At 35.3% G+C, this 12,542-nt stretch carries 10 protein-coding genes and 4 pseudogenes; 4 read left to right on the forward strand and 10 right to left on the reverse strand.

The window, feature by feature from the left end; all coding sequences use genetic code 11:
- Positions 1-11: 11 nt before the first annotated feature.
- From WP_RS01825 to WP_RS01835, 3 genes and pseudogenes are all read right to left on the reverse strand, one after another.
- A complete protein-coding gene (locus tag WP_RS01825) occupies positions 12-884 on the reverse strand; it encodes an IS982-like element ISWpi16 family transposase (protein WP_007301954.1) in 873 nt (290 codons plus the stop codon).
- Positions 885-979: 95 nt separating this feature from the next.
- Positions 980-1,426: pseudogene (locus WP_RS01830) on the reverse strand (Clp protease/crotonase-like domain-containing protein); the annotation flags it as partial.
- A gap of 14 nt (positions 1,427-1,440) precedes the next feature.
- Positions 1,441-2,658, reverse strand: a pseudogene (locus tag WP_RS01835) (phage portal protein); the annotation flags it as partial.
- Between the two features lie 94 nt (positions 2,659-2,752).
- Here WP_RS01835 and WP_RS01840 point away from each other — a divergent pair.
- Positions 2,753-3,625, forward strand: coding sequence for an IS982-like element ISWpi16 family transposase (locus WP_RS01840; protein ID WP_007301954.1), 873 nt, complete (start codon positions 2,753-2,755; stop codon positions 3,623-3,625).
- Here the strand turns inward: WP_RS01840 and WP_RS01845 are convergent.
- The 6 genes and pseudogenes from WP_RS01845 to WP_RS01865 form a co-directional block, all read right to left on the reverse strand.
- Positions 3,625-3,831: pseudogene (locus WP_RS01845) on the reverse strand (phage portal protein); the annotation flags it as partial. The gene WP_RS01840 and the pseudogene WP_RS01845 overlap by 1 nt on opposite strands.
- 128 nt (positions 3,832-3,959) lie before the next feature.
- Positions 3,960-4,235, reverse strand: coding sequence for a type II toxin-antitoxin system RelE family toxin (locus WP_RS07090; protein ID WP_080600785.1), 276 nt, complete (start codon positions 4,233-4,235; stop codon positions 3,960-3,962).
- A gap of 15 nt (positions 4,236-4,250) precedes the next feature.
- The gene (locus WP_RS01850) at positions 4,251-4,538 is read right to left on the reverse strand and encodes a hypothetical protein (protein WP_007302904.1); all 288 of its coding nucleotides are present in this window, start codon (positions 4,536-4,538) and stop codon (positions 4,251-4,253) included.
- Positions 4,539-4,577: 39 nt separating this feature from the next.
- Positions 4,578-4,763 carry a hypothetical protein gene (locus WP_RS07665; RefSeq protein ID WP_044475425.1) on the reverse strand — a complete coding sequence of 62 codons (186 nt, stop codon included), beginning with the start codon at positions 4,761-4,763 and terminating at the stop codon, positions 4,578-4,580.
- 38 nt (positions 4,764-4,801) lie between these two features.
- Positions 4,802-5,478 (reverse strand): annotated as a pseudogene (locus tag WP_RS07095) (IS6 family transposase).
- A gap of 68 nt (positions 5,479-5,546) precedes the next feature.
- Positions 5,547-6,830 (reverse strand): Na+/H+ antiporter NhaC family protein, encoded by a 1,284-nt coding sequence (locus WP_RS01865; protein ID WP_012481815.1) that lies wholly within the window; start codon positions 6,828-6,830, stop codon positions 5,547-5,549.
- A 192-nt stretch (positions 6,831-7,022) separates the two neighbouring features.
- On the opposite strand from WP_RS01865, the gene WP_RS01870 reads away from it, so the two are divergent.
- Positions 7,023-9,380, forward strand: coding sequence for an ankyrin repeat domain-containing protein (locus WP_RS01870; protein ID WP_007302902.1), 2,358 nt, complete (start codon positions 7,023-7,025; stop codon positions 9,378-9,380).
- 108 nt (positions 9,381-9,488) lie between these two features.
- Positions 9,489-10,412 (forward strand): RluA family pseudouridine synthase, encoded by a 924-nt coding sequence (locus WP_RS01875; RefSeq protein ID WP_007302901.1) that lies wholly within the window; start codon positions 9,489-9,491, stop codon positions 10,410-10,412.
- Between the two features lie 7 nt (positions 10,413-10,419).
- Here WP_RS01875 and WP_RS01880 read toward each other — a convergent pair whose 3' ends face one another.
- Positions 10,420-11,682: an MFS transporter gene (locus WP_RS01880; RefSeq protein ID WP_007302900.1), complete on the reverse strand. Its 1,263-nt coding sequence runs from the start codon at positions 11,680-11,682 to the stop codon at positions 10,420-10,422.
- A gap of 177 nt (positions 11,683-11,859) precedes the next feature.
- Here WP_RS01880 and WP_RS01885 point away from each other — a divergent pair, with 177 nt between their 5' ends.
- Entirely contained in the window at positions 11,860-12,492 is a 633-nt protein-coding gene (locus WP_RS01885; protein WP_007302899.1) for a glycoside hydrolase family 25 protein, read from the forward strand.
- Positions 12,493-12,542 lie beyond the last annotated feature (50 nt).

The following is a 12,542-nucleotide window of genomic DNA, read 5'->3' on the forward strand; positions in this document are numbered from 1 at the left end:
TCAGTTATGGATTAGCCGATAAAGAAAGGCATAGAAATAGAAGGCTTTTTGGACTGCATGGAGTAGGAAATCAGAACAGAAAAAACATGAATTAGGAAATTTGTTGGCGATCTATGTCTTGTATGCTCAATCTCAAATTTGTTTTTCAAGGAATCAAAAACAGTCTCAATAATCGACCTTTTCCTTAATAAAATCTTCTCTTTAAGTGAAATTAGTGCGTTTTTCATACCTTTTTTTACTTTAGTGACTAACTTTAGGCCTCTATCGAAGAGTTTCTCAAAAAGCTCTTTCTTTATATAGCCCTTATCTCCAAACAAAAGTCCGGTCAGTCTTTTAGTGAGAGTTGGTAAAGGTTTTCTGTCATCAACGTTACCTTTGGTTAGGGTAAGTGCTTGAATTTCACCAATTTCGTTAATCACTAAGTGCAACTTGAAGCCAAAAAACCAACCATACGTACTCTTACTAATTTCTGCTAGATGATTAAAAACTTTATTCCTAGAGATCCTTTTTTTGTGGCAAACGGCAATCGTAGAGGTGTCGATGTAGGAAGTGCCGGTCATTTTCGCTTGTTCACAGAACCATTGCAAAAGTAATGCTAAATACCACAAAACTCGCGGCTTTAAGGCAATAAATCTGTGATATGAAGGCAGCTTTGAAAACTCTGATCTATAGAATAACTGAAGATAACAAAGATAAAAAGCCTTGAAGTTTTTACATGGTGATTTATGGTATAACAGGATTATGGTTAGAATTTCTGAGTGCGCTATTTCTGGTACTCTGGTTGGTTTTTTGCCGTTTGATAAGAACCTATTTGCAAAATTATCATCTACCGCACGACAAAAATCCTCGACGCAACAGTACAGTTCTGTAATATCTTTCTTCATGGGTAACCTCTTATTATTACTAAAATACTCGAGTTTACCCTGTTTCCCTCTTCTTAGTTATACTTTTATCTATTTTCTAATCCATAACTGAGGTCAGAAGTTCTGCTCACAAATACCTTCTCAGCGCTAGAGGCTATAGCATATGCAGCAGAGTATGCATCATCATTTGCTATCGCTATTATCCTCTTTTTTGCTCTTGATTCATAAATAAAGTCAGCTAGGTCAAATATACCGTTTACCTCTCCTCCGGGGCTATCTATATCAAGCAGAATAGTTTCTATATCTTTGTTTGATAATGCTTCTTCTATTTCTTCTTGAATTTTCTCATATGATGTCATTCCCAGAAAATCGTCAAAAGCCCCTGGTTTTTTGGTCAAAATTCCATGTATTGCTATTACTGCTGTTTTTTCTATATTCTGATTTACTGCATGTTTTATATTTTTAAAGATAGGTTGTTTTCCGTTATATAGTGACAACAGGTCAAAGCTTTTTTGCTCTATCATCATCGGCCTACATAGCCAGTTGGTTTGTAAAATTTTCATAATGTAAATGAGATTTATTTTGTTTGTGTCCTGACATCAGAATCAAAGAAAAGGTTGAGAGAATCAGCACGCTTTTGATCTTCTGCTATTTCTTGGTCAATTTCTTCTACATCGTAACCCATTTCTGATACTACTTCTGAGCGGCTCTTGAAGCCATTTCTTACCGCCATTTGCTGTGCTTGCTGGTCTTTCAGTGGATCCACCCAATCAAACCCTTGAGATATCCATTTTACTTCTTTCAGCGTTTGATCATCTGTTGTAGAAAGTTTTCCAGATAAAAGAGCAAGCTCTAGCCATCTATTCCATATAGGTCTGCAAAACTGATATACCATAATATTATGCTGCAACATTGAGCATCTTCTTCTGAACTCTATTAACCCTGCACGAATAGATGAATAATTAACACCTGTTAAATCTCCTGTTAGTTGCTCATATGTTATTCCTGTGCCTATTGCTATTGCCCTCAGTTGCTGTCTCATGAATGCTTCATAACTTCCTCCAACATCTGATGGCTCTGAAAATTTTATGTCCTCTCCTGGGTCTAAAAGCTGCATTGTTCCAGGTTCTAGGCCAGATAATGCTACTCCTTGCTCATTTGCTTGCGCCTCACCTAAAATATTTGCCTCAGGATCAAGTCTCGTAATAAACCCTGCAAACATCGCTGCTGTCTTTTTTCTTACTAATTCTGCATCATCGTATTGATCAAGTTCATAGAGCTTTAGCAGTATACTCGAAAGCCATGGCTCTCCTCTAATTTGCCCAGGTCTCAGTGGTTTATAGATATGTAAAACATCGTTTGCTGGTACTCTAACTGATTCGCCAAATGAGCCTTCTCCTGGATGTTCTCTAAATAAGTAATATGCTTCTCTTTGCCCAAGTCTATTGAACTCAATCCCGTTTCTTATTACATTACCATTTCCTAAAGTTTGATTTGTTTTATTATCTAAATGTTCAGACTCAAGTACTTGCAGTTGTAATGGCACAGAAAATCTATCTTCCAGCTTTCTCGTTCTTAAACGTACAAAACATTCTCCTCCCTCTATCATACTTCTGCATACTAGAGCTTGTAATCCATAAAAATCACTTATTCCACAGCTATCTGCTTCGTCTGTCCATTTTAGCCATAATTCTTGTACTTTCTTTCGAAATTCTCCATCTTTTGCTTTTGATTTTGGTTTTATTCCTGTTCCGATAGAGTTACTTACTATCGTATCAATTATATTTGCAGCGTAACCTCAGTTATGGATTAGAAAATAGATAAAAGTATAACTAAGAAGAGGGAAACAGGGTAAACTCGAGTATTTTAGTAATAATAAGAGGTTACCCATGAAGAAAGATATTACAGAACTGTACTGTTGCGTCGAGGATTTTTGTCGTGCGGTAGATGATAATTTTGCAAATAGGTTCTTATCAAACGGCAAAAAACCAACCAGAGTACCAGAAATAGCGCACTCAGAAATTCTAACCATAATCCTGTTATACCATAAATCACCATGTAAAAACTTCAAGGCTTTTTATCTTTGTTATCTTCAGTTATTCTATAGATCAGAGTTTTCAAAGCTGCCTTCATATCACAGATTTATTGCCTTAAAGCCGCGAGTTTTGTGGTATTTAGCATTACTTTTGCAATGGTTCTGTGAACAAGCGAAAATGACCGGCACTTCCTACATCGACACCTCTACGATTGCCGTTTGCCACAAAAAAAGGATCTCTAGGAATAAAGTTTTTAATCATCTAGCAGAAATTAGTAAGAGTACGTATGGTTGGTTTTTTGGCTTCAAGTTGCACTTAGTGATTAACGAAATTGGTGAAATTCAAGCACTTACCCTAACCAAAGGTAACGTTGATGACAGAAAACCTTTACCAACTCTCACTAAAAGACTGACCGGACTTTTGTTTGGAGATAAGGGCTATATAAAGAAAGAGCTTTTTGAGAAACTCTTCGATAGAGGCCTAAAGTTAGTCACTAAAGTAAAAAAAGGTATGAAAAACGCACTAATTTCACTTAAAGAGAAGATTTTATTAAGGAAAAGGTCGATTATTGAGACTGTTTTTGATTCCTTGAAAAACAAATTTGAGATTGAGCATACAAGACATAGATCGCCAACAAATTTCCTAATTCATGTTTTTTCTGTTCTGATTTCCTACTCCATGCAGTCCAAAAAGCCTTCTATTTCTATGCCTTTCTTTATCGGCTAATCCATAACTGAGGTAGCGTAAGGATTTTTTCTCACCATATCACGTGATCTACTACGTAAAGTTTCAAGGCTTTGAGACAGCAAATTGTTTATACTTCCTAACTCTGGTTGAAAGTGAAAAAATCTTCTTCCTGAGTCTGCTGCATCCCACGCTGAGCCTTTTATCTTTGGCTTACTAAATAGTTGTTTGAACGATTTTAATAGCATTTTGCCTCTTTGATTATGCAGCAGTTTGTTGCGCAATTTGACATTAAAAAATTACAGCAAGCTGCTGGAGAGTCTGGCTGTTAACACTTTATAAATTATGCATGAGGCTCTTGCACAAATACCAACGCTTATTCTGGGCTGCGTTCATAAATGTCCTTCCGATGTCCCATTGCAGTAATAGTTACTGTGTGTTTTAAGTAGTTTATCCTATAAATTACACGATAATCACTTACTCGTATCCTAAAATACCCTTTGAATTCATGCGATAATGCTTTACCTATTGCTTTAGGGTTGGTTGCAAGACGACTATCTACAGCTCTTCTCACTCTAGATCTTATCGTTTGTGGTAATGCAAGAAAGTCCTCCTCAAGAACTCTTTTTGAATAGATAATATCGTATCCCAGCTTGTATCTCCACCTTTAGACTGTTTTTGCAGATAATATTCTATTCCAATCTACATCCTCACTTCTAATTTCTTCATCACCTCTAGCATCACGCTCAAGAGAAAGCTTAGCCAACTTTATATCTACTTCATCTATTTCATCATCTTCTTCAGATAATTTGCTTGCTTCAATTTCTTCTTCCACTAGGTCCTTTACAACTTCTCCTATAGTTCTATTTTGAACTTTTGCCATTTCTATAAGGTAGTGAGCAAATTCCCCCTCAAAATTTACATTAACATTAAGCCTTTCTTGACTTTGATCCATATTTTAACTAGAAAATACCAATTTTAAACTATAACATTTTTACACAATTTTGTCAATCCCCTTACTTGTCGCAATCACAATTCTTCTCTTCGGTCTCACACCTGCAACTTTCAGTTCAGCTTTAATACGTTGTCTTAAGCTTAGCAGGTCATTTATCTGAACTTCAGCATATCTCACAACATGGTCACCATATGCAATTGATACGGTTCTGTCGCATCTATAAATTGTGGTACAAGAAGATCGTTAAACTGGGATTATGGGAGTTATAGAGCAATTAGCATAGCAAAATTCTCAAAAGTAGAAACATTATCATTAGCCCCGATAATTTGTCTTTTTTGAATCATACGAATATTTTCTATGCCGGTAATGGTAATCTTTGCGGAGTGGAAGCTCTTAAAACCAAGCATTGGCTTTATTCGTTTTTTGATAAATCTATGATCTTGTTCGACAATATTATTTAGATATTTTATTTGAAAAACCATGATTCTACAATCTTCAGAAATTTCTGTATTCAAATCATCAAGAGCAGCAGTATTACTGCCGCTTTTATCAATTACTACTTTCTCAGGAAGGTTATTCTCTCTAAAGGCTTTACGAAAGAACGCAAGTGCCGCAGACTTGTCTCTACGAGCACACAACAGAAAGTCTACAGTATTACCAATAGTGCTCTGTATAGATAAACCCATTTGCCGTTTAATTTAACGTAGGTCTCTCCAGCTACTGCCAACCTGCTTCTTCCTTTTCCTTACCGCTTCATCTATCAGTGGTGATAACCCACCTTTGTAACGTAGCATTTTGCTCCCCTTATACTCAGCATTTCTTCCAAATCTCGATAGCTCAAAGAGAATCTACATTTCATATATACAGATAACATTATTATCTCTGCTGAAAAGCTAAATCCTTTGAAATATGGCAATAATTTTGAACTAATACGAAACATCTTTGCTTTTTTTTTAGATGATCATATCACTTCTTTTCTACTTTCCTACAAATGTTACATACCAGGATTTATAGATGCGACAGAACCGTTGTAGCTGCGCAACGTCTGCCATTGATGATTATTTCACCTACTGTAACTGCTGCTAAAATAAAGCAGTAATAAACTTGTGTTAACAAAGAAATAGGTGAGACAGAAGCAATGCTACCTGCTAGCAGCAGCTGGGAACCATAAGGCAAAATGCCTTTTGTAACGCAAGCAAAAATGTCTAACAAGTATGCACTACGGTATGACGGAATATTATGCTTTTGCGCGAGCCTTTTTGCAATATCGCCACTTAATAAAATAGCAATGGTATTATTAGCAACTAAAACAGTAAACATAGATGCTATGCCCGCTATTACAAATTCAGCTTTAGTTTTTGTGATATTGCTTTCATCGATAAGTTTGTGTAATGCCTTTTGACCCTGCTTGTACATTATATGACTCAATCCGCCAATAAATAGAGCAAATATCACTATCTCGTTTACTTTTTTGAAACCGTCATATATGTCATGAGAGAGTTGAATGATAGTATAGTCAAAAAAAGCCATCCCTAATACACTAGCAACAATTATATTTATAGTTATTGTTACTAAAGTAGTAACTTCAAATAACCCCATGATTATTAAAGAAATATAAGGAATAATCTTTATTACTGATAAATAATCTAAATTTGATGTAGGAATAATTTTTGTACTATCTGCCATAATTGCCAGATAGACAAGCGTTATAATGCTGGCAACAAATGCTACTTTAGAATTCACTTTAAGTTTATCCTTTATCGTGGCCCCCTGTGAAGAAACAGATGCAATAGTAGTGTCAGATATCATTGAAAGATTATCACCAAATACGGCACCTCCAACTACAGTTGCAGTTCCTATTTCAAGACCAAAAGCCCCATTTTTTGCTAAGTTAACAGCTATTGGTACCATTAATACAACAACTCCCATAGACGTACCAATTGCAGTTGATATAAAAGCGGAAGCCAAAAATACTCCAGGCAGTAGTAATCTTGCTGGAAGGAATTTGAGAATTAAATCAGCAACAGTATCTGCACTACCAATTGATTGAGTCACCACAGAAAATGCTCCAGAAAATAGAAAAGTTAAACACATAGTAAGGGTGTTTTTATCGCCCATACCCTCGATGACAGTATCGATGTGACGTTGAATTTTACCTGCACTGCATGCAACAGCAAAAAATAGCGCCGGTAGTAGGCAAATTACCGGTGAAACTTGGCGAAGCGGATTATCAATTCCAATAAAGAAAAAATAGACACCACTTCCAAGGTATAAGATTAAAAAAATAACCAAAGGAAAAAAAAGCTGTCATTTTACTGCCTTAAAAGCTATGATTATAATCAATTAAGTGATTTCAGGCAAGCTTGGTTTTCTGTAAGTTAATAACAGTCCTTTTAGACTCTCAAGTTACGCTACGGAAAATGCGTTGACTATTCTACCATAATATATAGCATCAAAAAATACTCTATAGTATGAGGTAAAGCCATGGTAATGACATATGAACAGTGGAACATAATATTAGGTGTAATTGATCAAGAGGTAAATTTAAGTGAAGACAATGTAATTGAAAGAATAAAAGAGCTATTAAAGGAAGTAAAGATACTAGGGCAAGCAGAAATATTAAGAATGTTAGAAGAGATATCGCATGGATTAGAAGTACCAAGCAAGATTCCAAGAGTACAAGAGACACAAGAGCCATTAAAAAAGAGACTAAAGGTGGTAAATGTACCGCAGACAAAAGAAGAAGCAAAAAAGATACTAAAGGAGTCAAGGGTATCAAATGCTCAACAGATGGTAAAAAGAATGCTAAAAAGGTTAGGTGTACAAGAGACATCAGAAGAATCAAAAGCAGTGGCGCTAGAGGATGTGCTAAATGCACGAAAGATCTCAGAAAAGGTACCAGTGATGCTAGATGTAGGAAAGATATTAGAGACACTAAAGGCACTAAAGAGAGCAAGTAAAAATGTGTATAGAGAGTGGGAGAAAAATAAGTTTGATGTAAATCATTGGTTTAAAGTAGATTGTTTGCATGAACGCTTTTCATACACGTTATTGTATTTAGCTATTGATTTTAAGCTGAATAATTTAATAAATGCTATGCTTAAAGTAAAAGGAATCGATATTAATGCACCAAGTCCGTTTTCCGAATGGACTGCTTTACATTGGGCTGTTGAAGATAGGAACACAGAAGTAGCACGCAAGCTAATAGAAAAAGGGGCAAATGTTAATCAGTTGGATTCATCTCAACGAACTACTTTATATCAGCCAGCTGTAAATGGCGATATAGAAATAACAAGAATCTTAGTAAAAAATAATGCAGATGTTAATGCAGAGGATCTAGCGAGATTGACTGCTTTATATAAGGCTGCCGATAATGGCCATGAAGAAGTAGCAAAGTACTTAATGGAGAATGGAGCAGATGTTAAGAAGAATGGAGCGCTTAAACTTACTCCTTTACATATTGCTGTTGCAAATGTTGATGAAGCAATGGTGAATTGTATAATAAAAAATGATAAGAATATTGTTGAAAATATTGAGATAGTAGATGTATTTGGATGGAGTCCTTTATATTGGGCTGCTGCAAAGAATAATACATTAATATTAGAGATCCTATTACAGGCCACATCACGATATAGAGCAAGTGTTGATATAGAGGATAAGTTAATTGGGCGATCTCCCTTACATATTGCTGCTACGAATGATAATGTGGAAGCAGTAGAGCTCTTAATAAACTATGAAGCAAATGTTAACCATAAGGATGCATGGGGATGGACTCCTTTTAATTGTGCTGCCGCAAAAGGCAATAGAAAAGTAATGAATTATCTAATAGCCCATGGAGCAAGTATTGAGACAAATGATCCACAGAAAATATTACTTTCTATTTGTCCATATAATTATCTAGAAGCAGTAACTACTATAACACAACTTGGAATATGGAAGGATGTGATGAAATTGATGGTAGCTGAGTTTTTACGTTGTGCTGCCGGACATGGTGATACACTAATGGTACATGCTCTATTAGAATCTGGAATAAATGCTAATGCACGTGACGATTTAGAATCAACTGCTTTACATAAAGCTGCCAAAGGTGGCCATGCGGAAGTAGTAAGGACCTTAATTTTATATGGAGCAAATGTTAATGCACAGGATAGCTCAGGGCAATCTCCTTTAGCTTATGCTTTCGAACATAGACACTGGATAGTAGTAATGACTTTACTATGTTATGGCGCAAGTACTTTATTGCCTGATCACTGCGGTGAAACTGTAAGAGATTTAGCTGAACATCAAGGCATAAGTAATCTTCTAGTGGAAGCAGAACAAAGAGCACTAGATATACTTACGCGGCTTAACTTAGAATCAAGTATACTCAGAAACAAAAAATTAATGACAGTGCAACACATAGAATCACATATGTTGAGAGAAATAGAATCACATAATCTATCTATCAGCTTTGAACGTATGATAAGAGATCAAGCTAATCAAATTGAACAATTACAGTATAACGCTAAACTTAATGAAAAAGGAGTAGCATTTATAACTGACCACATTAAATGTGTGCAGTTAGAGACTAACACTAAAGCGTGTTCAGCTGAAATGGATGGAGTAAAAGAACAAATATTACATAGTCCTTGCAGGTGGTCATATCGCACTAAAAATGTTAATGTAAGAAGAGTAACATCTTTAGCTAACGGCATTGAGTGTATGAAGTTAGGGCCTAACACTGAAGCGTGTCAAGGCCCTAGTACTAAAGAGCCTAATACTCACCTCTCTATGATCGAGAAACTATCATTGTTACCACTTTACTCAGCTGTAGGAAAATATGAAGCCGTTATAAATAGTTAAATAATCCTCTAAATTCCAGCACGTAGCACTCGATGCAAGTAGCTGAAACTGAGAAGTACATTAGGTATGTTAGATTTTAGTTTACACAATAAAATTTTTATAAGTAAGATGTCAGAAGGTATCAAAACCATATTAGTAGAAGACAATAATGTTAGGCTCGATAGGTACATTAGAAGAATTTTTCCCAATTTGAAACAATCTGCAATTGAGAAGTCTTTAAGGAAAGGATTAATCAAGGTTGATAATTGCACGGCAAAATCCAGCGATAGGGTAAGCTCTGGGCAAACTATAATGATAAGATACTTAGACTATATTGAGAACACTAATTCTGACTGCAAATATAATGAAAAGTTAGTGAATCTACTAAGAGAGAACATATTATATGAAGACGAATATATACTAGCTATAAACAAACCCGCAGGGGTCATTGTTCAAGGCGGCATAAAGGTAAAAATTAGCATTAGTGATTTACTTGACCAAATAAGAGAGAGAGAAATATTTAAAATTGTTCACAGGCTGGATAGGGATACAAGCGGAGTAATAATATTCGCACGCAATGCCAGCGTTGCCAAATACCTTATGGAAGAATTTAAAGGACGGAGGATAAAAAAAACTTACCTAGCATTAACTTTTGGTATACCGAGCAAAGATAATGGAACAATAGACTATCCGTTGGTGAAAAAATATATTTCAGGGCAAGAAAAAGTAGTCGTTGATGAAGATTCACCTCAAAATGCCACTACGCATTTTTTAATTATAGCAAGGTTAAAACATAATGTTGCTTATTTAAAATTACAACCAATTACTGGCAGAACTCATCAATTACGTGCACATTTAGCTCATATAAATTGTCCTATTCTTGGTGACGGTAAATATGGCGGTAAAAAAGCTTTTATTGATGGAGTAGCAAATCAGATTCACCTACATTCATATTCTTTGTCTTTAAAATTGCCAAATAATAAAGAAGTCACTATTACTGCTCCTGTCCCTAAACATATCGAAAAATCTATTGAAGCGCTATCTTTTGACTAAAGCGATTTCACCAATCAATTTTTTTGTCTTTGGCTTTAATTTGAAGTACAGATATTAGGCTAATCAATGCACAAACAGTAAGGTAAATCCCTGCGGCAAGTTTTGTTTCGGTTTTTTCTATAAGCCACATGCATATCGATGGAGAAAGGCCGCCAAAAATACCTGCAGATATGTTATGTGCGAGGCTAAAGCCGGTGCACCTAACTTTTGTTGGAAATAACTCGCAGGCAAGAGAATTATATATTCCAAAAGATGCACCTATCGGCACACTTATCAACAGAAAAGAGAGCGTGACAATATAGTGGTTATCATTTGATAATAGCGAAAGTACCGGCAAACCGGCGCAAGCTAGAGCTACTAATGTAGGAATCATTACATTTTTTCTTCCAACTTTATCAGACAGTATTGCAAATAGCACTGCGGACGTTCCAAATGTAATTTCAACTATAATCCTTACTACATTTTTAATATCAATACCTGACAGAGTAAGCGCTTTTACAGATATGTTATAAAACATTATTACCGAATAAACGATTGCATTTTGAGCGATACCAAGCCCAATTGCTAATATAAATGCTTTTTTGTAGGTTTTGATTAATTCTAAAAATGGAGAATCAGATAAGCTTCTATTTTGATCATGAATTTTATATGCTAAGCTCTCTTCCATTATATATCTTGTTAAAAAGCCTATTATGCCCATAATGAAGCAGAAATAGAAGGGCAACCTCCAGCCCCAAATTTCATAATTTTCACCTGTAAACTTTTTGCAAATAGCTATCATTACAAAGCATGTGATAGAACCGAGAGCACCACTAAACGCTTTCATGCTCCCTAAGAATCCTAGATTTTTTTTATCGCTTGAATGCTCTATTAAAAAAGCAGAGTTAACACTTGTTTCTCCACCTGCTGCCATTCCTTGTACTATCCTACAAAACAGAAGCAGTATAGGAGAAAATATTCCTATTTCTCTAAAGCTAGGTATAACCGCAATTGCAGTAGACGATATCGAAGCTAATATTACGGAAGTCAGTAAAATTTTCCTCCTGCCATACTTATCTCCAATGTAACCAAAAATAAACGCACCAAGTGGTCTAAATCCAAAGCCAATTGCAAAACTGCCAAGGAATTTGATTTTTTTTATGTAGTCGCTTTCTGATGAAAAAAAAACGTCACTTATTATATGCGTCAAAACTCCAAACAGAGTTATTTCATACCATATAATCATATTGCAGATTATACTTGATAGTATTGCTTTTTGAATATCGCTCATAATTTTTAACTCACTATAATTTAACTTACTAATAACAAGTATTTTTGTCTATAGATTGTAGTTTAGAACTTTGTAACTGTTTTAGTATAAAATTGTTTACAATATGCTCACAAGATATTCATTAAATTTTCACTATTATATTCTATATTCAACATTTATTGTAATTATGAGGTTAGTATGAGTGAAAAAGGTATAGACGTATCTCATTGGAATGGAGAGATTGATTGGTTGAAAGTTGCAAAGGATGAGGTAAGGTTTGCATTTGCCAAAGCAACTGAGGGAGAAACTTTTCAAGACACTAAATTTGGACAAAATTTTCAAAGTATGAAAGATAATAATGTGCAAGCTGGGGCATATCACGTATTTAGGATGACCTCAACACCTGAAGGTCAGTTGAATAACATAGTTAACGAACTTAAAAAAGCTAATTTTGAGCCAGGTACAAATAAGTTAGCTGTTAGTGCTACAACTGGTATTTGCGAAGGAAGAACAACAAAATGTGATGATCCTACAAAACACACTAACACACAGAGAGCCGAAAAACTTCATTCTTTATTGACTCAATTGAATGAAAAAGGATACAGTCCAATTGTATATGCTTCACCAAAAACGTGGAATGATTACTATACACAAGAAGAACATAATTTTTCTCACTACCCATTATGGGTTGCTGATTGGAGAGGAAGATCGGAGCCTGAATTACCTAAAGATTGGAAGGATGCGGGTAAAAACTATACTTATTGGAATTACACCTCTCAAGGAGAAGTAAACGGAATAGAGGGCCAAGTCCCGCTAGACCAAACTTTTTGATATCCTAAAACTATAAAGTAGTGCTAGGGCCTAGCACTACTTTAACAGAA

This window comes from Wolbachia endosymbiont of Culex quinquefasciatus Pel (genome assembly GCF_000073005.1).
Lineage (GTDB): Bacteria > Pseudomonadota > Alphaproteobacteria > Rickettsiales > Anaplasmataceae > Wolbachia.

What these genes read in the sequence shown, in the direction of transcription:
- WP_RS01825 (WP_007301954.1), bottom strand. Translation starts at nt 884, where the DNA reads ATGAAGAAAGATATTACAGAACTGTACTGTTGCGTCGAGGATTTTTGT.
- WP_RS01840 (WP_007301954.1), top strand. Translation starts at nt 2,753, where the DNA reads ATGAAGAAAGATATTACAGAACTGTACTGTTGCGTCGAGGATTTTTGT.
- WP_RS01850 (WP_007302904.1), bottom strand. Translation starts at nt 4,538, where the DNA reads ATGGATCAAAGTCAAGAAAGGCTTAATGTTAATGTAAATTTTGAGGGG.
- WP_RS01870 (WP_007302902.1), top strand. Translation starts at nt 7,023, where the DNA reads ATGGTAATGACATATGAACAGTGGAACATAATATTAGGTGTAATTGAT.
- WP_RS01875 (WP_007302901.1), top strand. Translation starts at nt 9,489, where the DNA reads ATGTCAGAAGGTATCAAAACCATATTAGTAGAAGACAATAATGTTAGG.
- WP_RS01880 (WP_007302900.1), bottom strand. Translation starts at nt 11,682, where the DNA reads ATGAGCGATATTCAAAAAGCAATACTATCAAGTATAATCTGCAATATG.
- WP_RS01885 (WP_007302899.1), top strand. Translation starts at nt 11,860, where the DNA reads ATGAGTGAAAAAGGTATAGACGTATCTCATTGGAATGGAGAGATTGAT.